General features: G+C 55.3%; 25 protein-coding genes and 1 pseudogene. 23 read left to right on the forward strand and 3 right to left on the reverse strand.

Translation table 11 applies throughout. From position 1 onward, the window contains the following. The first annotated feature begins 178 nt into the window (after nucleotides 1-178). The 7 genes and pseudogenes from N6V40_RS04565 (at nucleotide 179) to N6V40_RS04595 (ending at nucleotide 6086) form a co-directional block, all read left to right on the forward strand. Nucleotides 179-1210, forward strand: a complete 1032-nt coding sequence (locus tag N6V40_RS04565) for a zinc-binding dehydrogenase (protein WP_262199181.1) — start codon at nucleotides 179-181, stop codon at nucleotides 1208-1210. Between the two features lie 18 nt (nucleotides 1211-1228). Continuing rightward, nucleotides 1229-2103: pseudogene (locus N6V40_RS04570) on the forward strand (aldo/keto reductase). Nucleotides 2104-2154: 51 nt separating this feature from the next. Next, nucleotides 2155-2937: an SDR family oxidoreductase gene (locus N6V40_RS04575; RefSeq protein ID WP_131089360.1), complete on the forward strand. Its 783-nt coding sequence runs from the start codon at nucleotides 2155-2157 to the stop codon at nucleotides 2935-2937. A 45-nt stretch (nucleotides 2938-2982) separates the two neighbouring features. Further along, nucleotides 2983-3873 (forward strand): helix-turn-helix transcriptional regulator, encoded by an 891-nt coding sequence (locus tag N6V40_RS04580; RefSeq protein WP_131089359.1) that lies wholly within the window; start codon nucleotides 2983-2985, stop codon nucleotides 3871-3873. 94 nt (nucleotides 3874-3967) lie between these two features. Then, nucleotides 3968-4921 carry an MFS transporter gene (locus tag N6V40_RS04585; RefSeq protein ID WP_262199182.1) on the forward strand — a complete coding sequence of 318 codons (954 nt, stop codon included), beginning with the start codon at nucleotides 3968-3970 and terminating at the stop codon, nucleotides 4919-4921. Further along, nucleotides 4891-5415, forward strand: a complete 525-nt coding sequence (locus tag N6V40_RS04590; RefSeq protein ID WP_262199183.1) for an MFS transporter — start codon at nucleotides 4891-4893, stop codon at nucleotides 5413-5415. Before N6V40_RS04585 ends, N6V40_RS04590 begins: the two co-directional genes overlap by 31 nt. A gap of 8 nt (nucleotides 5416-5423) precedes the next feature. Beyond that, nucleotides 5424-6086: a flavodoxin gene (locus N6V40_RS04595; protein WP_262199695.1), complete on the forward strand. Its 663-nt coding sequence runs from the start codon at nucleotides 5424-5426 to the stop codon at nucleotides 6084-6086. Nucleotides 6087-6184: 98 nt separating this feature from the next. Here the strand turns inward: N6V40_RS04595 and N6V40_RS04600 are convergent, their stop codons facing one another. Beyond that, a complete protein-coding gene (locus N6V40_RS04600; RefSeq protein WP_262199184.1) occupies nucleotides 6185-7417 on the reverse strand; it encodes an MFS transporter in 1233 nt (410 codons plus the stop codon). Between the two features lie 189 nt (nucleotides 7418-7606). Here N6V40_RS04600 and N6V40_RS04605 point away from each other — a divergent pair, with 189 nt between their 5' ends. Both N6V40_RS04605 and N6V40_RS04610 read left to right on the forward strand, forming a co-directional pair. Next, a complete protein-coding gene (locus N6V40_RS04605; protein WP_262199185.1) occupies nucleotides 7607-8506 on the forward strand; it encodes a helix-turn-helix transcriptional regulator in 900 nt (299 codons plus the stop codon). Nucleotides 8507-8750: 244 nt separating this feature from the next. Then, nucleotides 8751-10127, forward strand: a complete 1377-nt coding sequence (locus N6V40_RS04610; RefSeq protein WP_131089356.1) for an NAD-dependent succinate-semialdehyde dehydrogenase — start codon at nucleotides 8751-8753, stop codon at nucleotides 10125-10127. 85 nt (nucleotides 10128-10212) lie between these two features. On the opposite strand, the gene bcp is transcribed toward N6V40_RS04610, so the two are convergent. Next, complete coding sequence (gene bcp, locus N6V40_RS04615; RefSeq protein ID WP_131089355.1) at nucleotides 10213-10689, reverse strand: thioredoxin-dependent thiol peroxidase; 477 nt, start codon at nucleotides 10687-10689, stop codon at nucleotides 10213-10215. A gap of 245 nt (nucleotides 10690-10934) precedes the next feature. Between bcp and N6V40_RS04620 the strand changes: the two genes are divergently transcribed. Continuing rightward, on the forward strand, nucleotides 10935-12035 hold the full coding sequence (locus tag N6V40_RS04620) for a hypothetical protein (protein ID WP_262199186.1): 1101 nt from the start codon (nucleotides 10935-10937) through the stop codon (nucleotides 12033-12035). A gap of 28 nt (nucleotides 12036-12063) precedes the next feature. Here the strand turns inward: N6V40_RS04620 and N6V40_RS04625 are convergent, their stop codons facing one another. Next, complete coding sequence (locus N6V40_RS04625; RefSeq protein ID WP_262199187.1) at nucleotides 12064-12954, reverse strand: SDR family oxidoreductase; 891 nt, start codon at nucleotides 12952-12954, stop codon at nucleotides 12064-12066. A 297-nt stretch (nucleotides 12955-13251) separates the two neighbouring features. Here N6V40_RS04625 and N6V40_RS04630 point away from each other — a divergent pair, with 297 nt between their 5' ends. From N6V40_RS04630 to N6V40_RS04690, 13 genes are all read left to right on the forward strand, one after another. Then, nucleotides 13252-13518, forward strand: a complete 267-nt coding sequence (locus N6V40_RS04630; RefSeq protein ID WP_131089352.1) for a DUF7218 family protein — start codon at nucleotides 13252-13254, stop codon at nucleotides 13516-13518. Nucleotides 13519-13553: 35 nt separating this feature from the next. Then, nucleotides 13554-13712 carry a hypothetical protein gene (locus N6V40_RS04635; RefSeq protein ID WP_262199188.1) on the forward strand — a complete coding sequence of 53 codons (159 nt, stop codon included), beginning with the start codon at nucleotides 13554-13556 and terminating at the stop codon, nucleotides 13710-13712. A gap of 103 nt (nucleotides 13713-13815) precedes the next feature. After that, complete coding sequence (locus tag N6V40_RS04640) at nucleotides 13816-14076, forward strand: hypothetical protein (RefSeq protein ID WP_262199189.1); 261 nt, start codon at nucleotides 13816-13818, stop codon at nucleotides 14074-14076. Nucleotides 14077-14219: 143 nt separating this feature from the next. Further along, complete coding sequence (locus N6V40_RS04645) at nucleotides 14220-14870, forward strand: 4a-hydroxytetrahydrobiopterin dehydratase (protein ID WP_262199190.1); 651 nt, start codon at nucleotides 14220-14222, stop codon at nucleotides 14868-14870. Between the two features lie 250 nt (nucleotides 14871-15120). After that, complete coding sequence (locus tag N6V40_RS04650) at nucleotides 15121-16854, forward strand: ABC transporter ATP-binding protein (protein WP_262199191.1); 1734 nt, start codon at nucleotides 15121-15123, stop codon at nucleotides 16852-16854. Continuing rightward, the gene (locus N6V40_RS04655) at nucleotides 16855-18939 is read left to right on the forward strand and encodes an ABC transporter ATP-binding protein (protein WP_396268370.1); all 2085 of its coding nucleotides are present in this window, start codon (nucleotides 16855-16857) and stop codon (nucleotides 18937-18939) included. A 154-nt stretch (nucleotides 18940-19093) separates the two neighbouring features. Next, nucleotides 19094-20014: a LysR family transcriptional regulator gene (locus tag N6V40_RS04660; protein WP_315973770.1), complete on the forward strand. Its 921-nt coding sequence runs from the start codon at nucleotides 19094-19096 to the stop codon at nucleotides 20012-20014. 172 nt (nucleotides 20015-20186) lie between these two features. Continuing rightward, nucleotides 20187-21242 carry an FUSC family protein gene (locus N6V40_RS04665; protein ID WP_131089347.1) on the forward strand — a complete coding sequence of 352 codons (1056 nt, stop codon included), beginning with the start codon at nucleotides 20187-20189 and terminating at the stop codon, nucleotides 21240-21242. A 209-nt stretch (nucleotides 21243-21451) separates the two neighbouring features. After that, entirely contained in the window at nucleotides 21452-22216 is a 765-nt protein-coding gene (gene aqpZ / locus N6V40_RS04670; RefSeq protein ID WP_131089346.1) for an aquaporin Z, read from the forward strand. Nucleotides 22217-22389: 173 nt separating this feature from the next. Next, nucleotides 22390-23160 (forward strand): CPBP family intramembrane glutamic endopeptidase, encoded by a 771-nt coding sequence (locus tag N6V40_RS04675; protein WP_131089345.1) that lies wholly within the window; start codon nucleotides 22390-22392, stop codon nucleotides 23158-23160. A gap of 4 nt (nucleotides 23161-23164) precedes the next feature. Beyond that, complete coding sequence (locus N6V40_RS04680; protein ID WP_262199192.1) at nucleotides 23165-24433, forward strand: MFS transporter; 1269 nt, start codon at nucleotides 23165-23167, stop codon at nucleotides 24431-24433. Between the two features lie 30 nt (nucleotides 24434-24463). Continuing rightward, the gene (locus tag N6V40_RS04685; protein ID WP_131089343.1) at nucleotides 24464-25804 is read left to right on the forward strand and encodes an MATE family efflux transporter; all 1341 of its coding nucleotides are present in this window, start codon (nucleotides 24464-24466) and stop codon (nucleotides 25802-25804) included. A gap of 135 nt (nucleotides 25805-25939) precedes the next feature. Continuing rightward, on the forward strand, nucleotides 25940-26533 hold the full coding sequence (locus N6V40_RS04690) for an HdeD family acid-resistance protein (RefSeq protein ID WP_165477306.1): 594 nt from the start codon (nucleotides 25940-25942) through the stop codon (nucleotides 26531-26533). Nucleotides 26534-26555: the final 22 nt, after the last annotated feature.

Below are 26555 nucleotides of genomic sequence, written 5' to 3' on the forward strand. Positions count from 1 at the left end.
CCGGTGTCTCTAGACACGGATACCATTTGCGCCTGTTTGCCCGTGTACTCGAATTTCCTAGCCTGCTCGGTTGGGCCCTGCTGAAACAGGCTCTGTCAGTACCTGCTTCAATAGACCCTGCCAGAAAATAGTCGATAGGTATTTACTTGGATGTATTCCCACCACTAAGGAGTGCATCGTGAAAGCAACGCTCATCTATTGCGCCGGTGACGTACGTGTAGAAACCGTCCCAGACCCTGTTATTAATCTGCCTACCGACGCAATTGTGCGCATTACCGCAGGTTGCATTTGCGGCAGTGACCTGTGGCCATTTGGTTCTAAAGAAGCCTCCTTAGAGGGCTCGCGCATGGGACACGAATTTGTTGGTGTGATCCAAGCTCTCGGCTCCGAAGTCACTGACTTGGCCGTTGGTGACTTTGTTATCGCTCCGTTTGTCGCATCGTGCGGAACCTGCGACTTCTGCCTCGAAGGATTGCAGACCTCTTGCCGCCACGGTGCTCACTGGGGCGGAACCGCAGATGGTGGACAGGGCGAACTGGCTCGTGTCCCGCAAGCTTCAGGAACCCTGGTGCGTGTACCTGCCGGATTTGATGAATCCCTGATCCCATCATTGCTCGCCCTCTCTGACGTGATGTCCACCGGATACCACGCGGCATCAAAAGCCAATATCAAGCCGGGCCAAAGTGTCACCGTCATTGGTGATGGTTCGGTCGGACTGTGCGCGGTCATCTCCGCCAAACTTCTAGGTGCCGGACGCATCATCCTGATGGGACGCCACGAGGCACGCACTGCCCTCGGACAAGAATTCGGGGCCACCGACGTGGTGGCCGAACGTGGCAGCGAAGGCATGAAGAAGGTCAGAGAACTCACCGGTGGCGACGGTACCCATGTAGTCCTCGAAGCTGTGGGCCTAGCTCCAGCCTTGGACATGGCCATCGGGGTAGTGCGAGATGGCGGAGTCATCAGCCGCGTTGGAGCACCTCAGTTCCCCACGGTCCCATTGGGCTTCACCGAATTCATGCGCAACGTCACCCTCACCGGCGGTGTGGCCCCAGCCCGTGCCTACATTGACCGGCTGTTGCCGCTGGTCCTGAACGGAATCATCAACCCCGGCAAGGTATTTGACCAGAGCATCAGCTTGGATCAGGTCCCTGCCGGATACCAAGCCATGGCAGATCGCACCGCACTCAAAGTACTAGTTCGCCCTTAAATCAAGGAGAAAACTACCATGAATCTCACCCTTAATAACTCAGTTACCATGCCAGCGATTGGCCTCGGCGTCTTCCAGACGGCACCGGAAGAAACTACCGCCGCTGTAGTTGAAGCACTCAAGGCTGGTTACCGTCACATCGATACCGCTGCCGCCTACGGCAACGAACGTGAAGTTGGCGAGGGAATTCGTCAATCAGGAATTCCGCGCTCAGAAATCTTTGTTGAGACGAAAGTCTGGATCAGCGACTACGGGTACGAACAGACCGTGCACGCCTTTAAAAAAGTGCTGGCAAGCTGGGGCTAGATACCATTGACTTGTTCATTTTGCATCAGGCATTGCCAAGCGACTTCGACAAGACCATCGCAGCCTACCGTGCCATGGAAACGCTTCTTGCCGACGGCAAGGTCCGTGCCATTGGCGTCAGCAACTTCATGCCAGAACACCTACAGGCATTGCGTGAACAGACCAGCATTGTCCCGGCGGTCAACCAAATTGAAGTGCACCCCTACTACTCGCAGGCCGCAGTGCGCGAGGCCAACGCGGAACAAGGAATCTTGACCCAGGCCTGGTCACCTATGGGTGGAATTACCTCCTACCGTGGCACTGGTGAACAGAGCACTTTTACCGACCCAGCCATCACCAGCATTGCCAAGGAGCTAGGTAAAACCACAGCACAGGTCATGCTGCGCTGGCAGCTACAGCTGGGCCACTCGATCATCCCGAAATCAATTCGCCCAGAACGCATCAAAGAGAACTTTGACGTCTTCGATTTTGAACTGACTAACGAGCAGATGAATATCCTGGCCGGATTGGAAACTGGCGTGCGCGGTGGACCAGAGCCAGAAGAGATCACCCTTGAAACTTTTGGCCGCGAGATCCCAGAAGCTTAAGCATCCATCTTCCGAGACCAAGAACTTCTCAAGACAGACAAAGGATCACTGATGGGACAACTTTCTTCAAAGCCAACAACGGTACTCGTGGTTGGCGCCACCGGTAGCGTGGGACAGTACGCGGTGGCCGAGTCTATCGCTCAGGGCTACACCACCCGTGCACTGGTTCGTTCTGGATCATCAACCTCCCGCATCGCAAAGGGTGCCCAGATCGTGGTTGGTGACCTCACCAAAGCAGAAACGCTCACCGATGCGCTCGCCGACGTGGACGCCGTAGTTTTCACTCACGGCGCATCCTATGGTGACGCCGGCGCGTCCGAAGCGGTGGACTACGGAGCGGTGAAAAACGTCCTGCAGGCGCTGGATGGCCGAAAGGTCCGGATTGCCCTGATGAGCTCCATCGGGGTGACCGTCACCGGCGGTACCCACGACTGGAAACGACGCGGAGAACGATTGGTCCGCGCCAGCGGCAACTCCTACACCATCGTGCGTCCTGGCTGGTTTGACTACAACGCAGATGACCAGCTGGCCATCACCTTGCTGCAGGGAGATACCCGACGTGCGGGCAGTCCGGCAGATGGGGTCATTGCCCGTCACCAGATTGCCCGGGTGCTTATCGACAGCCTTTCGGCACCACAGTCTCAGCGGCTAACCGTTGAACTGGTGGCCGAGTACGGACCTGCACCGGAAGATCTCGGCCCAATTTTTGCTGCACTGGATCAAGACCTAGCTTCCAGTGTGGACGGAATTCGCGACCCGGAAAATATGCCCTTATCCAAGGAGTCAGCCTCCGTGCGCCAGGACTTAGAGAGAATTCAAGGCCATGTTGCTTAGCCCCAGGACTCGGTTCAATAAGAGGAAGGCGTAGCCTTGGACACTATGGATCCCCGTGAAGAAATTCGTGAGTTCTTAGTTTCACGTCGCGCAAAAATCACCCCACAGCAGGCGAAGCTTCCGGCCTACGGTGGTAACCGCAGGGTTGCCGGGTTGCGCCGAGAAGAAGTGGCAATGCTTGCCGGGGTGAGCGTGGACTATTACACCAAACTTGAACGCGGTAACTTTGGCAGCATCTCCGAAGGAGTGCTGCACGGTTTGGCTCAGGCCTTGCAACTGGACGAGGCCGAAAGTGAGCACCTATTCCATCTGGCGGCCAACAATGCCACGATCAAGCCGGGCCGTCACCGGGTGGCACCACAAAACGTCCGTCCCGCGGTACTGCGCGTGGTGGACAGCATGGTTGACGCTCCAGCATTCGTAAGGAATAACAGCCGAGATCTGTTGGCAGCCAATGCGATGGGCAAGGCACTGTATTCGGTGCTCTACAGCAGCAACGTGGCAGGTCCAACGTTTAATACCGTCAAGTACCTTTTCCTTGACCCCAGTGCACGTGAGTTTTTTGATCATTGGGAGCAAGCTGCCGCAGACATTGTGGCCAACTTGCGCACCGAGGTAGGCCGGGATCCACACGATAAAAAGCTTCAGGACCTCATCGGTGCGTTGAACGCGCAAAGTACTACATTTGCCAGCCTGTGGGCAGCGCACAACGTAAGATTCCACGACAGCGGAACCAAGACGCTCAACCACCCAGAGGTGGGAAAGATGGAACTTTCCTATGAGGTCTTAGAGCTTCCGGCTGACCCCGGTCAGGCGCTGATCGTGTACGGAGCCGAGCCAGGTTCAGCAACCGGCGAAAGGCTAAAGCTGCTGTCCATGCTCTCGGCCACTAGGTCACAGCAACAAGTTCATGGGCAAGCCGATAGTCGTTCCTGACGTGGTGGATTAGGAGATCCTGCTGAGGGGTACCGGCATTACCCTGTTAGGCAGGATCTTCCTGAATATCCGGATGCGCGGTGGACTTAAAGACATGCAAACCTCTACTCAGCTAAAAACTAGTCCAGATAAATCTCGGCCCACCCGCAATGCCATGGTGTTGGCAATCGTGCTCGTAAGTTACTTCATGATCGTCTTAGACAATTCGATTATCTTCACCGGTCTTCCGCAAATCCAAGCGAGCATGAACCTCTCGGCTAGTGGCCTAGCGTGGGTGCAAAACGCTTACACGCTGGTCTTTGGCGGTCTGCTGCTCTTGGGAGCGCGGGCCGGAGATCTACTTGGGCGTAAACATGTTTTTGTGGTCGGCCTTGCGCTCTTTGGCGTCGCGTCATTCTTGGTGGGAATGGCCCAGAATGAAACGTGGATGATTGCAGCCCGCGCGTTCCAGGGCATTGGTGCGGCTATTGTTGCTCCGGCGTCACTGTCACTGATCACCGCAGTGTTCCCAGCTGGCCCGGAACGTACACGGGCCATCGCAGCCTATGGAACCACCGCTGGTCTAGGTGCAAGCCTTGGATTGGTGGCCGGGGGAGCCCTAGCAAGTTGGGTTTCGTGGAGGGCAGGATTTTTCATCAATGTTCCTCTAGCGATTCTGATGATTATTGCGGCTATTAAATATCTTCCGCAGTTCTCAACTCAGCGGGGACGCTTTGACCTCACCGGCGCGGTGACCTCAACCCTTGGCATGGATGCACTGGTCTTTGGCATCATCAACTCCTCGGAACGCGGTTTTGGCGACCTGTTGACACTCGGCCCGGTGATTGCTGGCCTGCTGATCCTGGCGCTCTTTGTCTTCAATGAGCACCGAGCCAAACAACCAATCATGCCGTTGCGGCTCTTTGCTCACCGACAGCGAGCAGGAGCAGCCATTGCCCGGTTGCTGTTCGCCGGCACCATGATTGGTTTTTCTTCTTCACCACGCAGTTCTTCCAGGACGTCTTTGGTTGGACTCCGTTGCAGGCGGGCCTTGGTTTTCTTCCGATGACATTAGTTCAGTTTGTGTCATCACTGTTTGTTTCAAAACTGACCCGAAAGTTTAACAACGGGATCCTACTTGTCACCGGACTGGCGCTAGTGCTCACCGGCATGGTGTGGATGACTCAAGTTAATTCGGCAACATCACCCATCGCAGGGATTGTTGGTCCGCTCCTCGTGATCGGGCTGGGCCAAGGGTTCTCCTTCGGACCACTAACGTCAGCCGGATTAGTCGGCGTGCAGCCAGCAGATTCGGGTGCAGCCTCGGGGTTAGTCAACACCGCACATCAGTTGGGCAGCACCTTGGGCGTCGCAGTTCTGACCTCCTTCGCCGCCGGGGCAACAACCCAACAGGCGCGGGTGACTGACGCCTATCTAGGTGGAAGCATCATGGTCGCACTGGCCCTAGTTGCAGTGATTGTCCTAGTTCTTCCATCCGAGCTTAAGAAACAACAACGCGTAGAAACCGGATTAGCTTCAGACGTTTTGACAGGAGAAAAGTAGTGAGTGCAATGAGCCGTCGAACGGCCTTACGTACCACCGCGCTTATTTCCGGTGCCGCCGTTGCTTCACTAACCGGGTGCGCCCCGGAAGAGCAGAGCACGCGGTCCACACCGGTGGAACAACCAACTGCCAGCGCTTCGGTCAAAAGCTCCAAGACGTTGCTGGTTTACTTTTCCAGGGCTGGCGAGAATTACTTTAATGGTGGACGGCGAGTGCTGCAGACGGGTAACACCAAGGTAGTCGCTGGCATGATCAGCGAACTGGTTGACTGCGACGTCTATGAAATCCAAGCTGCCGAACCCTACTCGGATTCTTATGATGAGACGGTGCAGCGTAATAGGCTGGAACAAAGTGACGACGCAAGGCCGGCCATAGCTGGCGCGTTGCCGGATATCAGCAAATACGACACGGTGATCCTAGGGTCTCCGGTCTGGAATGTTGCAGCCCCAATGATCATCTCTACATTCTTAGAGAAAGTAGATCTTGCAGGGAAAACAGTGCTTCCCTTTGTCACCTATGCGGTCAGTGGCCTTGCCGGCATTGACGAGGACTATCGTGCAAAGCTGCCCTCCAGCACAGTCTTGAACGGACTGGCGGTGCGTGGAGAAGAGGTTGAGCAGGCGTCAGCTGAGCTGACGAGCTGGCTACGTCAACATCAACTGATCAAGTAGTCGAAAGCCGCTGCCATCAAATCATGGTAGCGGCTTTAGTGCATCAAGCTGTTGAATCTTAGATCCCTAGCTTCGCGTTTAGGCGGGAAGTATTTTCCTCAGTTACTTCGCGAGGGCTTTTTAGCTGTCAGTCCAAGACCCACGCAGGGGATGGCAACAGCGATGGTCAAGACCAGGCCAAGTACAGGGACTCCTTGTTCTGCCAGCGTTGAAGCGATAGCAACTCCACCCAAGCCCGAACCGAGGGCGATGCCAATGTTGAAGAACGAGTTGCTCAGGGCAATAGGTAGTACTCCATCTGGTCCAGCTACGCGCATGGCCTCAGAAACCAAGATGGGGTTTGCTGCGAAGCCAAAGAGACCCATGAGGGTATAGAAGACGATGGCCACGGTCAGGTTGTCGCCCCAAAGGAACAATACGGTCATGGTGATGATCAGACCTGCCACGGACAGACCGATGACGGTGTACGGATTGCGGTCACCGAAGCGTCCGCCAAAGGTGGTGCCGGTCAGTGCTCCAATACCGTAGGCAATCATGATCAGTGGCACGATCCCTTCAGCTGCCCCGGCACGTTCGGTGAGCTGCGGAGCGATATAGCTGTACACACCAAGGAAGGCTGCCTGAATCAGTGCCGTGGCAACGTAGACCGTCCACAACCGGCCCTTGCGCAGGCGAGCTAGTTCAGCACGAACGTTGGCGCTGGTTTTCTCCATAGGTGAGGAAGGAAGCACCTTCCAAAGCAGTGCTGCGCAACCGGCCGAAAGCACTGCCAGTGCCCAGAACGGGCCCTGCCAGCCAAGGAGCTGACCGGTGGCGGTGCCAAGTGGTACACCGATGACGGTGGCCAGGGTAACCCCGCCAACCATGATGCCCATGGCTTTGGCTCCAGCCTCTTCGCCGGCGGCATTTGCTGCTACTACGGCGCCAATGGCCCAGAACGTTCCGGTGGCGATGGCAGCTATGAAGCGCGAGACCAATAGGACGGTGAAGCTATCGGTGGATGCAGCGACTACGTGCGCGATAGCAAAAACCAGCAAGGCAATGATCAGGGTTGCTTTGCGTGGAAGACGCAGGGTGAGCACCGCCATGATGGGTGTTCCAATTACCATCCCCAAGGCGTAAATGGTGATCATCAGGCCGGCTTGGGCAATGCTCACATCTAGTGCGCCAGCAACTTCAGGTAATAGGCCAGCGACAATCATTTCGGTGGTGCCCATGACGAAGGTGACAACACCAAGCATCCACACAATCAGTGGCAGTCGTTGCCGGCCAGTGGCAGGGGTAGAAGCTAAACCTGTCGATTCTTTCGACTCGGTTTGATTGGTTGGCATGAAGATCCTTTCACAGATAATTTCTTCGGAACCGGCCAGAATGATTACTCATGGCTGTCCCTGAAGTGCCGTACTTTTGGTGGCCCATCATCTAGTAAAACGAGAATTTTGTTTTGGTAGCAGTGCTGTGTTTTCCCAGGGTCTGCCAGTACCTGCCAGCGTGATTTACCCGTGTGTATTCTTGAGGCCATGGACCAGCAAGCAGAGCTCAGAAGCTTTCTCACCACGCGTCGTGCACGCACCACACCCGAGGAAGCTGGAATGCAGCCGTTCCCGGGAACTCGACGCGTTGCCGGAATGAGGCGTGAAGAAGTGGCGTATCTTGCCGGGATCAGTGTGGATTACTACACCCGGCTGGAACGCGGACGAGTGACCGGGATTTCTGAAGAAATTCTCGAGGCCGTCTCGCGGGCGTTGAAACTCAACGAGGTGGAGCATGAGCACTTGTTTAGTCTGGTGCGGGCACTGCGTCCACGCTCAAGTTGGCCGCCACGCACCAAGCCAGCTGCGACTACGCAGCATGAGGATATTTTGCAACGAATCGTGGATGCCATTGATGTGCCGGCCTTTATCCAAAACCCGCGACTCGACGTTGTAGCCTCAAATCCAATTGGTTGGAAACTGTTCCCCTACGCGCAGCAGTATCTGGACCGAGGGGAGAAGCGCAGATTTAATCACATGCGCTTCCAACTCTTGGACCCCCGGGCGCAAGACTTCTACGTTGATTGGGAGGGGTCCATTCGTGGCGGGGTGGCCTTGCTTCGCCAAGCCGCTGGGCGAGATCGCGAGGATCAAGAATTATTCACCTTGATCGGAGAGCTTTCGGCAAAAAGCGAACTATTCCGCACCCTATGGGCCTCACACGACGTCCAAAAATATCATCGAGCAACTAAACGTCTCCGCCATCCGCTGGTAGGTCAACTGGTTTTTGACTCTCAGTCGCTGACGGTGGACGGCGGTTCTGGGTATAACTTGGTGATCTATACGGTTGAACCCGGATCGCCCACTCACGACGCACTGCAAATCTTGAACAACTGGAGTACGCAGGAGGAGACCTCACTGGCTCTAGATGAGCAGCAAGCAGAGTAGAAGTTGGGACAGCTGTGCTGAGCGCTGATGCGAGTCGCTGGTTTTTACAGAAGCGGGTCAGCGGCGGTTCTATCGGCTGGTCCTTGGCACGCTGTTCGCTGGCCATGAACATTTGCCGATAGTTGCACTGCGGGACTGTCGAAGACGTGCCGGACGTGAAAGTGTGGAATGCAAGCGGCATCGCTGAACCAAGCCAGTAGCTCTGCCGCCACCAACACACCTGCTACATGATCAGGAGCAACTAATGAGCACCTACGCAGTGACCAACCCAGCCACCGGAGAGGTGGAAGCAGAATTCCCCACCGCAACCGACGAACAGATCCAGCAGGCGATGACCACTGCTCATCAGGCTTACCGCGGCTGGTCGACTTCTTCCTTGGATGAGCGTGTAACGCTACTCAATCGTGTTGCAGACATCTATGAATCGCGTGCTGATGAACTGGCAGCGATCATCACCCGCGAAATGGGTAAACCGATCAAGCAGTCACTCGGTGAAATTAGCATTGTGGTGGCCATCTACCGCTACTATGCCAAGAACGGTCCCAAGTTCCTAGAAGACGAAGAGCTGGAAATCGCTTCGGGCGGTCGAGCCCTGGTGCGCAAGGAATCCGTGGGTGTGCTGCTGGGTATCATGCCGTGGAACTTCCCTTACTACCAGGTGGCCCGCTTTGCGGCTCCAAACCTGATGAACGGCAACACGGTTCTGCTCAAGCACGCACCGCAGTGCCCTGAATCGGCTGCCGCCATGGAAGAGATCTTCCGCGAGGCTGGTGCCCCAGAAGGTGCCTACGTGAATATCTATGCCACCAATGATCAGGTTGCTGACATCATTGCTGACCGCCGGGTCCAGGGTGTTTCGCTGACCGGTTCCGAGCGTGCAGGTTCGGCCGTGGCCGAGATTGCCGGACGCAACCTGAAGAAGGTTGTACTGGAGCTGGGCGGCTCTGATCCATTCTTAGTCTTTGACGATGCTGATATCGCTCGCACCGCCAAGCTAGGACTGCGCGCACGTTATGGCAATACCGGTCAGGCCTGCAACGCGGCCAAGCGATTCATCGTGGATTCCTCAGTGTATGAAGACTTCTCTTCTGCACTGGTTGAGCAGGTTGCCGGCATCAAGGTCGGAGACCCAACGGTGGAAGAAAACTTCGTGGGCCCACTTTCCTCGGTGGCAGCTCGCGACGGATTAGCTGAGCAGGTACAGGATGCCATCGATAAGGGAGCAACGGTACTGACCGGCGGCAAGCCAATTGATGGTCCGGGCGCTTTCTATGAACCAACGGTATTAGCTGGTGTCACCGAGAAAATGCGTGCCTTCTCCGAAGAGCTCTTTGGCCCAGTCGCCGTCCTGTACAAGGTTGACGGCGAGGAACAAGCCGTAGAACTGGCAAATAATTCGGACTACGGATTGGGAGCCTCCATACATACGCAGGACGCCGAGCGCGCACAACGTATTGCCACCCAGCTGAGCAGTGGCATGGTCGCCATCAATGAACCATCCTCCACCTCACCTGAACTGCCATTTGGTGGCGTGAAGCGTTCTGGCATCGGCCGTGAACTGGGCAAGTTTGGCATGGATGAATTTATCAACCGCAAGCTGGTGAAGATCGCCGGCCGCTAAACTCGGCGTCAATAAGCAATGGCCCGGTCTACAGGAAAATCTTCCTGCAGACCGGGCCATCGTTGCACTTATTTGCGGTTAGTCGTTAGATGCCCAAGGCTTCGCGCAGTCGGGCTACGTGGCCCTTGGCGTCCACACCGTATTCAATCTGCGAAATCTTGCCTTCCGGATCAACCACCGCGGTGGAGCGCAAGGTGCCAACCGATGTCTTTTCACCAAACGTCTTGGTGCCATAAGAACCGTAGGCCTTGGCCACTTCATTTCCTGGGTCTGAGAGCAACGGGAAATTCAATGATTCATCGCTGGAGAAACTAGCCAAGGCTTCTGGCTCGTCTGGTGAAATGCCCAGTACTGCATAGCCGGAGCTACGTAGAGAATTCAGGTTGTCACGGAAGTCGCAGGCTTCGGTGGTGCAGCCAGGGGTGGCTGCTTTCGGGTAGAAGTACACGATGACGTTCTGCCCCGCGTAGTCCGAAAGCGATACGGTCTCACCTTCGGCGTTACGCAGCGAAAAGGCTGGTGCTTGCTGTCCAACGGACAGTGCGGTGGATTGCTCTGACATGATCCCAACTTTCGGATTGTGATATTTGGTTCTCATCCTATGGCTTGTTGCTGTCCGAGGCTAGAGGGGAGTGCTTGAATAGTTTTTATGTTCAAGAGCAAGGCGATACCTTGGCATTGCACTGCGTAAACCTCCGCGCTACCTGCCAATCACGAGCAGTTGGCGACATTCTGTTGATAGAAGTGTTCCACTGAATCGGCAGGAATGGGCGATCAATTGATCACTCTAGGACGGATGGGAGCTCGATGACTGAGAACATGACATCGATACGCACAGTAGGGCTAATCGCGGACCCAGGCATTGCCCGGGCCCTATCAAACCGTGTCTCCAAGCGCTTAGAAATTAAGCTCAACAACGGTTATGACAGTGACTACCACTGGCAAGTTAATACTGATACCTATACCTTGCCGCTGGGTGAGAGCGGGCGAGTGGCTTTGAATGAAAAAGTCCCTGAACTACGTGAAAAGCACGGCTGGAATTTCATTATCTACCTCACCGACGTACCGCACTATGTGCAAGAACGCCCGGTGCGTTCAGTGATCAGTCCCAATGACTCCTCTGCGGTGCTCAGTGTGCCCACTATGGGTTTTGCCCGGATCAGTGTCTTGGCAAATCAACTAGCAGAGCTAGTCCATGAACTCGCCACTGGTCAAGAACCCAACCGTCATGGGTCACAGCTGGCCAAGGCGATGAGTATTCAAGGCAGTCTTGCTGACGGGGATGAGTCCCAGGATCGAGTCTCCAGTATCGAAGGACTACGTGGCAGGATCTTGCTCATTGGTGGCATGGTACGTAGCAACCGTCCTTGGCGGTTAGTGCCAAGGTTGTCTTCGGCAATGGCCGGTGCCGTAGCTACCGGTGCCTTTGGTGTGTTCTACACGAGCATCTGGTCCATGGCTGACTACTCGTCCTCGCCTCGACTGGCACTGATTACAGTCTTCAGCATTCTGGTGCTGACCATCTGGCTGGTACTGCATAACCGATTATGGGAGAGCCCTCAGGGTAGCCGCCGACGAGAAAAGCTCGTGGTCTACAACCTGGCTACGTTGCTCACTGTATCCATTGCTGCCTTCACCATGTACATACTGCTTTTCTTGGCGCTATTCCTTGGTTCGCTGATTGTCATTGATCAGGAATACCTCGCCTCGGAACTGGCCCATCAAGTGGGGCTGGCCGAATACTTCAACCTAGCCTGGCTAGCTTCCTCATTGGGTTTGATGGGTGGTGCGGTCGGCTCCAGCTTTGATGACGTGGCACGAGTGCAGCGGGCTACCTTCAGTCAGCGCGAATATGAGCGCCGCAATATGGAGTTCACACTAGATGACACCAACGAGGACTCCGCCTAAATACGACGGAGTCCTCGAGAAGCGCTAACTATGGCTGGTTCTTACCACCGTTAACATGCACGGTGGAACCGACCACGTAGGACGCCTCATCACTGGCAAGGAAAACATAAGCCGGTGAAACTTCCACCGGCTGTCCAGCCCTGCCCAACCAGGTATCGTGTCCAAACTCGGGCAGGGCTTCGATGGGCTGACCATCACTTGGCTGCAACGGAGTCCAAATTGGACCCGGCGCCACAGCGTTCACCCGCACGCCCTGTTTGGCAGCTTGCGAGGCCAAGGACTTGGTGAAATTACTGATGGCACCCTTGGTGGCCGCGTAATCCATCAAATGATCCGACGGGTCAAAAGCCTGAATGGAGGTGGTGTTGATAATGGAGCCTCCTTCGCCGATGACCTTCAGCGCGGCACGCGACAGTGCAAACATCGCAAAGATATTCACGTCAAAAGTCGCCTCGACCTGTTCATCACTGAGATCCTGCAGGGACTCAACGCTGATCTGCTTACCGGCGTTATTTACCAAGATATCTAAGCCACCCAAAGCGGTGGCGGCTTCATCTACCAATGAATCCCGGTAGCTTCTGTTCCGTAAGTCTCCGGGCAGATGCTTAACTTCCACCCCAGCGTCTTCTAGTACTTGTGCCACGGTGAGGGCATCAGAGGTTTCAACCGGAAGATAAGCCAGCGCAACGTCGGCACCTTCTCGGGCAAAAGCGATGGCTACCGCTGCCCCAATTCCTGAGTCACCACCGGTGATCAAAGCACGCTTACCTTTTAACCGGTCATGGCCCTTGTAGCTGTGCTCGCCGTGATCTGCCTTGGGCTGCATCTTGCTATCAAGTCCTGGTTCAGGCTGGCGCTGTTCAGGTGGGCTGATGCGTTCTTTACCTGCCCGCTGAGTATCTGCTGCTGGATCTGTCATGAGAAGTCCTCCTTCAGCTGGTGGATGATGCCCGGAGTTTGACCCAAGGCATCTTCGAACAATGCCCAGTCTTGGCTTAATAGGTGCATAGTGACAGCTCCACTGCTGTTTTTGTAGGCAACGGCCAGTATGCGTCCGGTTCAAATTCAGCGTCAGGCACCAAGAAATTCAATGTGTTAGTGCTCAATTCTGAGTCCTGACACAAAACCACGCTTTACCCCTTTCATCTGATCGCTCACTTAGCTAGCGTGGGTCGCGCAGGGAACTTGTTGGTATCGGCAGCATTGGAGGTTCAAGATGGCAGGGAAAGCACAAAGCCCTATCAAAGACGAAGAACTCTATGAAGAACTGCGCGAAGAGGGCAACTCCAAACAGAAGTCAGCACGAATCGCCAATGCCGCAGCTCGCGACGGAAGATCCGCGGTAGGCAAGCGAGGCGGAGAAGCTGGTGACTATGACGACTGGAGCGTTGCCGAACTTCGCAAGCGGGCCGGTGAAATTGGCATCAAGGGTCGTTCCAAAATGGTCAAGAGTGAATTGATCAAGGCTCTACGCAATTCCTAATTCTCGAATCTAGTCAGACAGATCAGGAGATCGTGATGGGTGACCGCAAGAATCCAGAAGAACCAGCACGCACGGCAGAGCTCGATGAATCCGCAGAACCGGGCGACGAGCGCGTTGTGCGTCGTGGCGAAGTACAAAGCGACAACGAAGAATTAGCAACCTCAACCGACGATGATCGGTTTGATGCCGGATAGCCACTACGGTTCTGGCAAGTAAGCACCGAAAACACCGACCACAGATGCCACTTGTGGCATTGAAATAGATGATCTGCACGCCCCACAGAAATGGAGAAAGATCATGGGATTTTTGGACAAGGTAAAAGATTTGTTCGGCAGTGCTAAAGAAACGTTGAAAGACCCAGACAAGAACCTGGTTGAAAATACCTGGCCAGCCGGGGAGCCAGATGACGAGCATGTCCCTGAGGACGGTGTGGATCTGACCGAATATTCCGAGACCGATGCAGAGCCGGTCACCCCTGATCACGCCGAACCGATCACCGGAGTGGATCCTGAGCTGGATGCCCCAGATGAGGCGCAGTACCGACAAGACGAGCGGTAATCCTCTCTGGCGGGAGGGGATACGTAGCTTCGTAAGTGAGTAACTGCCAGAGCACGGTGCTCTGGAATGCCAAGCTGATCCGCCACTAGTGCAGTGGCGGATCAGCTTTTTGTTTACAGCTATTTGTCACGGAAAGGATAACCATGAGTGACAACGACATTCTTGATAGGCAACAAGTAAATCAATACCTTGAGGAGCTGTCCCAATGGCGATTAGTTCCCGGAGCTATCGCCGCAGTTTTTCAAACCAAGACTGCAGCTGCAACCATTGAGCTGTTTGCAGATATTGCCAGCGCTGCTGAACTAGATAATCATCATCCGGACGTCGACTGGCGATACAACATTCTTTTTGTCACCACAACATCCCATGATGTTGGCTCACAAGTCACCACCCGTGATATCGCCTTGGCGAGCAAAATCTCTGAGCGCGCGGCAGCCTTGGGAGCCACCGCACGAACCGATCTCATTGGTGTTGTGGAGATCGCGGTAGACACCGCCGACGTGAGTGAGATTAGTGCTCAGTGGGCTGCCGGTCTTGGATATAAAGAGAAGGGCGATGGCAGCTTGGCCGACCCTAATCATCGACTGCCAGCCATCTGGTTCCAGGAGACCCAAACGCCGAACGATAATCGTCTGCACCTAGATGTCTGGCGCGCCCATTCCGAGAGCCAGCCGGTGCTTGATGAACTGCAACAAACCGGAGCCAAACTTGATCACGAAAGTGCGCCCAGCTTTGTAGTGGTCACCGATGCTCAGAACAACAGATTCTGCATCTGCACAGAGAAGGGCCGGTAACTAACTGGCGAGCCATGAAGGCTTAGAGAAGCAAGATCAGGTGATTGATTAGCGCCTAAGATCGGCACCACCAGACCCTGAGATCATGCGGATTTTGAACGACAAGATAGCGATTGGCAAAAATCAATCGCAAGGATGATTCTACTTGTCGGTGCACCGGGTTAGACTGGCAATCGCTCTTCAATCATCGCGCCCTTAATCCGAAGTGGCCTGGTGCCGGAGAGCCTGATGCCAGCGAGGATTTTTCCACATGCTTCTCAAGCTCATCTTGAAACACTCCAAGCCTTATACAGGCTGGATTATTGCCGTAATCATCTTGCAGTTGGCCACCACCATGGCCACTCTCTACCTTCCCAGCCTGAACGCCAAAATCATTGACGTAGGCGTGCAGTCCGCAGATATTGACTACATCTGGCGTACCGGCGGACTGATGCTCATTGTTGCTCTTGTTCAGGTAGTCACCGCTGTGGCTGCCGTCTACTTCGGAGCCAAAACCGCCATGAGCGTGGGCCGTGACATCCGACAGTCTGTCTTTGAAAAGGTCTCCACCTTCTCAGCTCAGGACGTCAACAAGTTTGGTGCCGCCACCCTGATCACCCGTGGCACCAACGACGTGCAGCAAATCCAAATGCTGACCTTGATGGCATTAAACTTCATGATCAACGCACCAATCATGTCCATTGGTGGCGTCGTCATGGCTATCCGCGAAGATCCCGGACTGTCATGGCTAGTCTGGGTTTCGGTACCAATGGTACTGATTGTTGTTGGCCTGCTGGTCATCAAGCTGATGCCACTATTCCGTGACATGCAGGTACGAATCGATGGGATCAACGGGGTGCTGCGCGAGCAGATCACCGGTATCCGTGTTGTTCGCGCCTTTGTCCGTGAAGAGCACGAAACCGAACGTTATGCTGACGCCAACCAGAAGCTGACCAACCTTGGTGTGAAGGTCGGTAACCTGTTTGTGCTGATGTTCCCAGCCATCACCATGATCCTTCACCTTTCCACCGCAGCAGTGTTGTGGTTCGGTGGTCATCGTGTAGATAACGGCCAGGTGGAAGTTGGCGCACTGACCGCCTTCTTGCAGTACATGCTGCAGATCCTGATGGCAGTCATGATGGGTACCTTCATGGCCATGATGATTCCACGCGCAATGGTTTCAGCTGACCGTATTTCTGAGGTCCTCGACAGTGAGCCATCGATGAAGGACGCGGAAGACCGCGACGTCGCTCTTCCAGAGCCTGGCACCGTTGAATTCAAAAACGTGAGTTTTGGCTACCCGGGTGCAGAAGCTCCCGTACTGTCCAACGTTTCCTTCACTGCCAAGCCTGGACAGACCACCGCTATTATCGGTTCTACCGGCGCTGGCAAAACCACCTTGTTGAACCTGATTCCTAGGCTCTATGACGCCACCGAAGGTGAGATTCTCATCGGCGGTGCTCCACTGAAGGAACTGGGCCGAGAGGCAATTTCACAGAATATTTCCTCTGTGCCACAGCGCCCTTACCTGTTCTCCGGAACCATTGCCAGCAACCTGCGCTTTGGTGCTCAGGACGCAAGCGATGAGCAGCTCTGGGAAGCTTTGAGAATCGCGCAGTCAGCAGATTTTGTTGCTGAACGTGATGGCCAGCTGGAATCCACCATTGCTCAGGGCGGTACCAACGTCTCCGGCGGTCAGCGTCAGCGACTATGCATCGCCCGTGCCTTGGCAGCCAAGCCAAACACCTACCTCTTTGATGATTCGTTCTCTGCTTTGGATGTGAACACCGATGCCAAGCTTCGTGCGGCGTTGGCGGAACCAACCAAGGATGCAGCGGTCATCATCGTGGCCCAGCGAGTCTCCACCATTACCGAGGCGGATCAAATCCTCGTCTTGGATCACGGAGAAATCGTGGCCCGAGGAACTCATGAAGAACTCTTGGAATCCTCGGAAACCTATCAAGAAATTGTGACATCCCAGCTGAGCGTGGAGGAGGTGGCCTAAGTGGCGAAAAAACAGAAAAATGTGGAACCAGAGCAGCTTGATAGCGAGCTCGCCGCAATTGATGAATTTGAAGTCGCCGCCGGTGCAGACGACTGGAGCGGTGGTGCTCCAGCGCGTAAAGCTGAGCGCTTCTGGCCATCGGCCAAACGCCTGGTAGGACTGATGTCCCCCTATAAGTGGGGCATGGTTCTCGTCTTTGCACTGATCACCGTGTACGTAGTGCTTTCGGTGATTGCCCCTCGCGTTCTGGGTAAAGCCATGGACGTGATCTTTGCTGGTCTGATCGGCAAGAATCTTCCTGCCGGAACTCCTGCCGACGTCATTGTTCAGCAATTGCGTGACTCCGGTCAGGACACCCAAGCTGACATGCTGTCTAAGGTGAATTTTGTCCCCGGTCAGGGCATCGACTTCACTCAGCTCTCGCAGTTCATCCTGATTGTGCTGTCCATGTACTTCGTGGCCTCAGTCTTCTCTTGGGCTTCAGGTTGGTTGCTGAACAAACTGGTCATGCGCGTGGTTTACAACCTGCGTAAGGATGTTGAAGACAAGATCAACCGTCTGCCACTGAACTACTTTGATACCCGCCAGCGCGGAGACATTCTCTCTCGCGTGACCAACGACGTGGACAACATTCAGAACGCATTGCAGCAGGCATTGAGCCAGTTGGTGCAGTCCATCATGACGGTTATTGGCATTGTCATCATGATGTTTGTGGTCTCTTGGCAGATGGCGTTGATCGCGTTGGTGGCGCTGCCACTATCCGGTGTGGCCGCAGGCTTCATTGGTTCCAAGGCACAGAAGCTGTTCACTGCCCAGTGGAAAAACACCGGTGCACTGAACGGCCAGATCGAAGAGTCCTTCTCCGGACATGAGCTTATGAAGGTCTTCGGCCGTGAAGAGGACATGGTTGCACGTTTCACTACCCGCAACGAAGAGCTGTACAAAGCTAGCTTCGGTGCACAGTTTGTCTCAGGCATGATCATGCCAGTGATGAACTTCGTGTCCTACCTGTCCTACGTCGGCATCGCCGTGGTGGGCGGGTTGCGCGTAGCCTCGGGTGCGATGAGCCTTGGTGATGCCACGGCATTCATCCAGTACTCGCGCGAGTTCACCCAGCCACTGGGCCAGATCGCTGGTGTGGCAAATATGCTGCAGTCCGGTGTGGCTTCGGCAGAGCGTACCTTTGAGCTGTTGGATGCCGAGGAACAAGATCCGGAAGACGCGCAGGTAGCACTGCCTGAACGCACCGACGGTCACGTCTCCTTCCAGAACGTCTCCTTCTCCTACGCCCCACAGCAGCCACTGATTGAGGACCTGTCCTTTGACGCTGATCCTGGGCACACCGTGGCCATTGTCGGACCAACCGGTGCCGGCAAGACCACCTTGGTGAACTTGGTGATGCGCTTCTACGAGCTGAACTCCGGGAAGATCTTGGTTGATAACCATGACATCACCCAGCTCTCGCGTGCAGATCTGCGTTCCAAGGTGGGCATGGTGCTTCAGGATGCGTGGCTGTTTGGCGGAAGCATTATGGAGAACATCCGCTACGGACGTCTGGATGCTACCGATGAGGAAGTCATCGAGGCAGCCAAGGCAACGTTCGTTGATCGATTTGTGCGTGCGCTGCCTGATGGCTACGACACCATTATCGATGAAGAAGGTACCAACGTCTCGGCCGGCGAGAAGCAGCTGATCACGATCGCGCGCGCGTTTGTGGCCAATCCATCCTTGCTGATCCTTGATGAGGCAACCAGCTCGGTGGATACGCGTACCGAGTTGCTGGTGCAGCAGGCCATGGCCGCCTTGCGCAGTGACCGCACTAGCTTTGTGATTGCTCACCGCCTGTCAACAATCCGTGACGCCGACACCATTTTGGTGATGGAATCGGGAAAGATTGTAGAGCAGGGCAACCACGAGTATCTGCTGAAAACGCAGGGTGCGTACTACCGGTTGTACCAATCGCAGTTTGCTGGTCCGGCTGAGGATGTGGACGCAAATCCAGATACCGCTGCCGTTCCTGCGGTAGCTGCCGGTGCTCCGGTGGCTGCTGAGTTGGCGCCGGAAGCAAAGGAAGAAACCGAGTAGGTTTTCTTCGCTTTTAGGACCCAGATCTCTGACAGAAAATCTGTCAGATATCGGGGTCCTTTGTTATATCTGACAGCGCTCCAGATCCGATTGGTATGGCACGCCAGTAGGTCATCAATAGCGTTTCTCATCCCGATGATGATGCAATGTGATCATGATGCTTAGACAGCTGGAATATCTGGTGGCTTTGGCCAATGAAGGGCATTTTGCCCGGGCCGCTGAAGAATGCGCTGTGTCCCAGCCGGCCTTATCGGAGGGGATCCGAAAACTTGAGAAAGAACTCGGTGTCCCATTGGTTAGGCGGAACCACGCTTTCCAGAGCCTGACCCCCGAAGGGCAGACCGTGCTCAAATGGGCGCGAAAACTCTTAAAAGACCATGAGTCGCTGAAACAGGAAGTTTCTCATCATCTTCATGGTCTGAACGGCACACTGCGCATTGGTGCTGTTCCCGCTGCCTCTTCCACGGTCGCGATGCTCACTGACAAGTTTGCGCGAGCCTATCCCGAGACACGCATCAATGTTCAAGCGAGTCTGCGTTCACAAGAGATTGTCCGACAGATCAGGAACTACGAGCTTGATGCGGGCCTGATCTACGCAGAGCCACAGGATGTGGCCGGGTTGCTGGTGTACCCGCTGTATGCAGAGGAGCATGTGCTGCTCACCGCGACGGGCATGCGTAAGAAAGATGCTGTTGAGTCATGGGCGACAGCATTGGAAATGCCGCTGTGTCTTCTCGATTCTTCTCTTCGCGGACGCCAAGTCTTGGACCAGACCCTCAGCCAGCATTCTTTGGAGGTTTCACCACGAATTGAATGTGATTCGATAGTGACCCTCTTGGCGCATGTGTCGACCGGGCATTGGGCCAGCATTGTCCCTCGCCAATGGCTGCCTCCATTGGGCGCCCTTCCAGGAATCGAGCTAACTCGGCTGGACAATCCGCAAGTCACCTCTCAAATCTCTGTGGTCATGGTCGATGACAAACCGTTAACTTTGATGACGCAGGCGTTAAAGGAGATTATTTTTGACACATTTGAGTTGAGCGATAAGTCAACCACTAGTGATCATAATGAATGATTATTGAATCATTGATTGTGATTGTTGGAATTGATCAAGTCTGATCCTTGATCCTAGAGGCAGACCCGAGCCCCAGAAACGAATCGGGTCATGCAACTAGATGCGGGGACAGTACAGTGGGACAAGTCAGTTCAAACAAGCGGCCAAGTGCCGTGCAGACTAGGTCTGCGTGATGCCGGCGGGAAAACCGGCCGACGTTTTTGCGGCCATTCCAAAGGTCAAGTCGAAGATGGCTTCACTCGTGGACTGGCAACTCTTCCTCATCGCGCACAGCCCTGAGATCCGTCCGGCCCTGCGCGTAGGCCTCGGCTTGGGTATCCCAGGCAGTTTGCTGTTGCTGATGGGTCGGGTGGATCTACTTGCCTATGCGGTCTTTGGGTCAATTGTCGGAATGTACGGGCGCGATCCGCATCGTTGGCAACGGCTGAAGAACCAGCTGATTGCCATGGCTTTGATGCTCGGCGCCGGAATCTGCGGGATCGTTGTGGCCCCGATGGCAATACATGGGTGGCGGTTGCTTGCCGGGGCAATGTTTTGGGCTGCCTTCAGCTCGCTGGTCGCCGATCGATTTGGGATCAAACCAGGCGGCGCCTTCTTTCCGCTTTTCGCGTTTGGCGCCTTGGGAACCTTGCCGGTGAAGGACCTGCCCGCTGTGGATGGACTTATGGCGTTTGTGGTCACCGCGCTGTTCAGTGTCTTGCTCGGCCAAGCGACGCGATTCGACCGAGCCGCGCAACGGGTAGTAGCCGTCCACGATATTTATTGGCCAGGCATCCTGCGCAGGGTCAGAACCTACCTGATAGTTATTTTCCTAGCTGGGGCGTTGGGGATTTTCCTCCAGGTTGAGCACCTTCAGTGGACACTGGCTGGAGCGGCCGTTCCTCTGGCCGTCGGCAACGCCCGAGGTCGACTGCAACGAGGAGCCAACCGCATCGCCGGAACCCTAGCCGGCATCGTGGTGTTGATGGGAATTAGCTATCTTCAGCCCAATGAAGTCGCGGCCGGGTGCCTGATTATCGGACTGATGTTCCCGACTGAAGCCTACATGGTGCGTAACTACGGTCTTGCTCTCAGTTTTTTCACCCCGTTGGTCATCTTGATGCTCCAAGCAGCGAATCCGTTGGCAGGATCCCAAATGTTATGGGACTGCGCTATGGGCAATCTCCTTGGCGTTGTGGTCGGTATTCTGGCGGCAGCCATAGTTGAACGTCGGCCTGTAGTCGCATAACTGTCGGTTAGTTCCACCGCTAGTGAGGATTTGTCTTTTGTTACCAGCGTTTGTCACAAGCAACCCCAAAACTGCAGGCAAGCGACCTGACAAGAGAATACTTCGCGAGATGCATCGGAATAATTGGTGAAATCTCTATTCAGGTGTCCTTCGATGGACATAAGCTGACAGTGAACTCGCATTATTCATCGAGGAAAGGGAAAGAACGGATGTCAGACATTGCCGTGCCCACTGTGGGCGCAAAACTCTCGGCAGAATTCTTGGGCACATTTGTGCTGGTCTTCGGTGGCTGTGGTTCGGCCATCTTCGCCGCAAAGGTCATCGCGGATGAATCGGTCAACATGGGGATCGGATTTGTCGGTGTTTCACTGGCCTTCGGTCTAACCGTGCTGGTCATGGCCTACGCGGTCGGCCATATTTCAGGCGGACACTTCAACCCAGCGGTCACCCTCGGAACAGCCTTCGCCGGCCGTACCCCGTGGAAGGACGTTGGACCATACATCGTTACGCAGATTGTTGCCGCTTCGGTAGCAGGTGCCGTGCTGTTCGCGATTGCCTCAGGCAAAGACGGCTTCAGTGCGGTTGAATCAGGATTTGCTTCCAACGGTTATGGCGATCGCTCACCAGATGGCTATTCGCTGGTAGCAGCATTGATTGCTGAAATCGTGCTCACCGCCATTTTCCTATACGTGATTCTGGGTTCCACCGACGAGCGTGCACCAAAGGGCTTCGGTCCAATTGCTATTGGTCTATCTTTGACGTTGATCCACTTGGTTTCCATCCCGGTCACCAATACTTCGGTTAACCCAGCGCGTTCGTTGGGTGTTGCTTGGTTCGCCGGGCCAGAAGCCTTGGGTCAGGTGTGGCTATTTATCCTCGCTCCAATTATTGGTGCGGCCATCGCAGGCGTAACCTACAAGATCCTGTTCCCAGCATTTGTGGACAAGGGTCGCGAAGGTTTCGACCGCAACTAGTTTTGCATTGAGCTAGGGCTACGGCCGTGGCTCGAAGCGACCCCGGGATGAGTGCTGTGCACACAGCACCAGTTCCGGGGTCTGTCATGTCTGCAAGTTCTACGTGAAGCGATTCATAGGCCAGACAGCCTACAGTTTACGAATTCCATAGCTAACGACAGTAGGCTTGTACCATGCAACAGTGGCCCGAACACCCGACTCAGTATGCACCGCTCAGGCCCAAACAACGTGTCTTCAACGCTGGAAAATTCAGCAAGGGCGACCTGTTCACCGTCTTGGCCTACCTGATTTTCTTCATCGGGGGAGCAGCGAGCCTGATCGCCCTGATCCCTGGGTATATGGATGCCTTCGACACCCAAGATCAGGCGTTGTTCGGGATCAACCTGATCCTGTATGTCACGTTTTTTGTGCTGGCCATGATCCAGTGCGGGCCGCAATTTTTCGAGTCCTTCAAGACCATGCGCTACCACTCGTTAGCAAAATGGCTGATGCTGCCCGGTGGCTGGCTGCTGACCATCATGCTCAACGCGCTGGTGGCAGGGCTTACCGGTCAAGCGGTCACCAGCGAAAACCAGGCTGCCCTAGAAAGCATGGCCGGAACCGTCCCATTACCGGTGATGTTGGTTGTCACCGCGTTCTTTGGCCCCTTTGTTGAGGAATACTTCTTCCGTCATCTGCTCATCGGCAAGCTCTCTCGCAAGCTTAATGTCTGGATCACTTTACTGATCTCCACACTCTTGTTTGCCGGAATCCACTTTGTTGGAGCTGGCGTTAGTTCGTGGCTAGAAGTAGTTCCGTACTTCATGCTCGGAATCATGATGGGCCTTGCTTACATCCTCAGCGGTAAGTCGATGGCCTATTCCTACATGTTCCACGTGCTGAATAACACCGTGGCTTTGTTAGTTGTGTATCTGATCTACCCATTACTTCCTGCAGGAGTCTAAAGAAGTGTCTTTTACCGGACATGTTCCACGCACCCCGGCCTATCGTGGCATGCTGCTGGCATTATTTGCTAGTGGTGTTGCCACTTTCTCTCAGCTATACGCGGTGCAGGGACTGCTTCCAGTCATCTCCGACTACTTCCAGATCAGCTCATCTCAAGCTGCCTTGGCCGTCTCTTCGGCCACCCTGGGATTAGCGCTTGCGGTCACCCCGTGGGCCATCATCTCGGATCGAATTGGCCGGCGCAAGGTGATCTGCGCGGCGCTGATCGCGTCGGTTCTACTTGGCTTGCTCAGCACCCAGTCACCTAATTTTGAAACCCTAGTTGCCATTCGATTCTTTGAAGGGCTTGCCCTGGCCGGCGTTCCCGGATCGGCGTTGGCCTTCCTCGTTGATGAGGTTAATCCAAAAGCAGTGGCAGTAGCTAGCGGCACGTACATTTCAGGTACCACCCTGGGCGGGCTGGCCGGACGTCTGGTAGCCAGCTTTATCGGCGAACCCGCAGGATGGCGCTGGGGAATCGCAGCGGTGAGCATTATGGCCGGATTGGCCACTTTGTTCTTCTTGCTCAAAGCCCCGCCGGCCCGAGGTTTTGCCCCAATCCGAGGCCAAAACCTCAAGGGCATCGCCGCGAAGTTTGGGCGGGCACTGCGCGGCAAAATGGCTTTGGTTTACGCCCAAGGCTTCTTGCTGATGGGTGGCTTTGTCGCCGTATACAACTACCTCGCTTTCCGCCTGGAAGCCCCACCGTATCTGATCCCATCCTCGCTGGCAGCTCTCGTATTCTTGGCTTACCTTTCTGGCACCTACACCTCGGTGGCCAGTGGCAAAGTGGTGGCCAAAATAGGACGGCGTAATACCCTTCGCCTGAGCATCCTGCTCAGCGCGCTCGGCCTAGCCTTGACCCTGGCCGGAAACCTCATCGTGATTGTTGTCGGCCTGTTGATCTTCACCGCCGGATTTTTGCAGCGCACGCGGTGGCCAGCGGCTGGGTTCCTGTCTTGGCTGCGGACGCTCGGGCCCAAGCATCCAGCCTGTACAACCTGTTCTACTACGTTGGTTCATCGGTGCTCGGATGGCTCATCGGTATTCCGTTCATGCACTTGGGCTGGGGCAGCGTTGTCCTCAGCGTCATCACGCTGCAGGCGCTGGCCATGCTTCTGGCGTCCTTCTTATCCAAGCGGGATCCATCCTTGGGTAAGGCCTAGTTTTTCAGCGATCCCCAGCGGACGAGCACTACCAAGAATTGTCTTGCCAGCTGGGCATGAATGGTGAAAGCTAGCGGTGCTTCGTAGAGTGGAGTCTGTGAGCTCATCAACCCCCATCGATTCCCCGAAGAACATCTCGCGGCAGATCCTTGCCCTAGCAGTGCCCGCCCTCGGTGCGCTCATTGCTGAGCCACTGTTCTTGATGGCGGACTCTGCCATCGTTGGCCACCTTGGAGTGAACGAGTTGGCCGGCGCAGCCCTGGGCACCACGGTGTTGCAGACCGCTGTGGGACTGATGATCTTCTTGGCTTATGCCACCACTCCGGCGGTGGCACGTGCCATCGGTGCCGGACGACCAGCCCAAGCCATGGCTGCCGGACGTGACGGCATGTGGTTTGCGGTTGTCATTGGTGTGCTGCTTTCGGTCCTCGGGTACTTCGGCGCCCGACCGCTGGTTCTGCTGATGGGTTCAGATGGGGTGACTGCCGACTTTGCGGTGGACTACATCCACTACTCGTTGCCGGGGTTGACCGCCATGCTGTTGGTGCTCGCTGCCACCGGTGTATTGCGCGGAATGCAAGACACCAAAACGCCACTCGTGGTTGCCACCGTGGGCTTTGGTCTGAATATCGTGTTGAACTTCGCCTTGGTTTATGGCGCCCACATGTCGGTGGCCGGTGCGGGCTTAGGTACTTCAATTGCCCAGTGGTTGATGGCGGCCGTCTACCTGTGGATGTTGCTACCGCGGATCCGTGAACAAGGGATCTCGCTGGCGCCGAGCTGGGCAGGATTTATCTCCACCGGTCAAGTTGGATCCTGGCTAATGCTGCGTAATCTGACCATGCGTGCGGCCCTGCTGCTCACGGTTCTTGTAGCGACGTCTTCGGGGACGCAGACCTTGGCCGCACACCAATTGGTCTTTACCATCTTCAGTTTCCTCGCCTTTGCCCTTGATGCTTTGGCGATTGCTGCTCAGGCGATGATTGGCCAAGAACTAGGCCGCGGTGATGCACAGCGCGTCCGCAAACTCACCGGCATCATGAGTCGTTGGGGAATCTACTTTGGAGCGGCCACCGGCATTCTGCTGCTAGCCACCTCATGGATCTTCCCGATGATCTTCACTCCTGATGAGCAGATCCGTCAGCTAACTACGGTGGGATTGTGGGCTCTGGCCTTGTCGCAGCCGTTGTGCGGGCTGGTGTTTGTACTTGATGGGGTACTGATCGGCGCTGGCGATGCCCGCTACTTGGGGTTGGCTTCCGTGGTGAACCTGGTGGTGTACCTTCCGATGCTGTGGGCTGTGCTGGCTTTGGCGCCCGAACCAACATGGGCAATTTGGTGGATCTGGGTGGCCTTTGCCCTAGGGTTCATGGCCTCACGCGGGGTGACCCTCGCGGTGCGCGCCCGCGGAACGGCCTGGATGCGCTTGGGCGTGTAGCGGAGGTAATTCGCAGCTTTGAAGATGCGAAAACTGAAACTGTTGATGTCCCTCGGCGAGAAGCATCATCACCCTAGGATGTGAGGAACCCCGGTCCAGCTGGCAGTTAGTTCTATGAACGGTAGAATAGAAATTGTGCCTGCACCAACAACCACCCCAGTTCAAGCCCAAGAAGTATTCCGCCCAGTCCTTATGCGCGGTGTCACTGCCGTTATCTACGCTCTGCTCTCCATCTTCTGGATCGGAGCGGACCAGAATGCTCTGGCCTATGTAACTGCAGCGTTCTTCGTGGTCACCGCCGCATTGATGTGGCAATACGTAGCGGTGGAAAGCGCGCCTGCAAAGTCGCGTAGCCCTTACGTTCTGGGTGCTGGGTTGATGATGTTGGCAGGTATCGCGACTATCTTTGTTGATTCGGTCGCCTGGATCAGCTACATTGCTGCATTCGCTTTCCTAGTCTCCGGTATTGCCGAGCTTTATGTCTTTACGAAGCTGCGCGAGCAGTTCCCGCCGTTTAGAAACCAGCTGGTATCCGGTGCAGTAGGCGTGATCTTGGCCATTGCACTGAGCCTGTCCGGGGGCATGGACGCCCATGCGCTCTTCGGCCTGATTGGTGGCGGCACCATTATTCTGGCGGTCTTCGAGCTGATTGCTGGCTTTGGGCATCGCCACGAAATGAAGGCAGCAACCGCGAACGCAAGCGATACACCAGAGCCGGAAAGCAACTAGTCTTAAGGCCTGCACGAAAAGT

This window comes from Glutamicibacter sp. M10 (assembly GCF_025452055.1).
GTDB lineage: Bacteria > Actinomycetota > Actinomycetes > Actinomycetales > Micrococcaceae > Glutamicibacter.

Coding starts and splice junctions, on each gene's coding strand:
- N6V40_RS04575 (WP_131089360.1), top strand. CDS start 2,155: ATGGGACAACTTTCTTCAAAGCCAACAACGGTACTCGTGGTTGGCGCC.
- N6V40_RS04580 (WP_131089359.1), top strand. CDS start 2,983: ATGGATCCCCGTGAAGAAATTCGTGAGTTCTTAGTTTCACGTCGCGCA.
- N6V40_RS04585 (WP_262199182.1), top strand. CDS start 3,968: ATGCAAACCTCTACTCAGCTAAAAACTAGTCCAGATAAATCTCGGCCC.
- N6V40_RS04595 (WP_262199695.1), top strand. CDS start 5,424: ATGAGCCGTCGAACGGCCTTACGTACCACCGCGCTTATTTCCGGTGCC.
- N6V40_RS04600 (WP_262199184.1), bottom strand. CDS start 7,417: ATGCCAACCAATCAAACCGAGTCGAAAGAATCGACAGGTTTAGCTTCT.
- N6V40_RS04605 (WP_262199185.1), top strand. CDS start 7,607: ATGGACCAGCAAGCAGAGCTCAGAAGCTTTCTCACCACGCGTCGTGCA.
- N6V40_RS04610 (WP_131089356.1), top strand. CDS start 8,751: ATGAGCACCTACGCAGTGACCAACCCAGCCACCGGAGAGGTGGAAGCA.
- bcp (WP_131089355.1), bottom strand. CDS start 10,689: ATGTCAGAGCAATCCACCGCACTGTCCGTTGGACAGCAAGCACCAGCC.
- N6V40_RS04620 (WP_262199186.1), top strand. CDS start 10,935: ATGACTGAGAACATGACATCGATACGCACAGTAGGGCTAATCGCGGAC.
- N6V40_RS04625 (WP_262199187.1), bottom strand. CDS start 12,954: ATGACAGATCCAGCAGCAGATACTCAGCGGGCAGGTAAAGAACGCATC.
- N6V40_RS04630 (WP_131089352.1), top strand. CDS start 13,252: ATGGCAGGGAAAGCACAAAGCCCTATCAAAGACGAAGAACTCTATGAA.
- N6V40_RS04635 (WP_262199188.1), top strand. CDS start 13,554: ATGGGTGACCGCAAGAATCCAGAAGAACCAGCACGCACGGCAGAGCTC.
- N6V40_RS04640 (WP_262199189.1), top strand. CDS start 13,816: ATGGGATTTTTGGACAAGGTAAAAGATTTGTTCGGCAGTGCTAAAGAA.
- N6V40_RS04645 (WP_262199190.1), top strand. CDS start 14,220: ATGAGTGACAACGACATTCTTGATAGGCAACAAGTAAATCAATACCTT.
- N6V40_RS04650 (WP_262199191.1), top strand. CDS start 15,121: ATGCTTCTCAAGCTCATCTTGAAACACTCCAAGCCTTATACAGGCTGG.
- N6V40_RS04660 (WP_315973770.1), top strand. CDS start 19,094: ATGATGCTTAGACAGCTGGAATATCTGGTGGCTTTGGCCAATGAAGGG.
- N6V40_RS04665 (WP_131089347.1), top strand. CDS start 20,187: ATGCCGGCGGGAAAACCGGCCGACGTTTTTGCGGCCATTCCAAAGGTC.
- aqpZ (WP_131089346.1), top strand. CDS start 21,452: ATGTCAGACATTGCCGTGCCCACTGTGGGCGCAAAACTCTCGGCAGAA.
- N6V40_RS04675 (WP_131089345.1), top strand. CDS start 22,390: ATGCAACAGTGGCCCGAACACCCGACTCAGTATGCACCGCTCAGGCCC.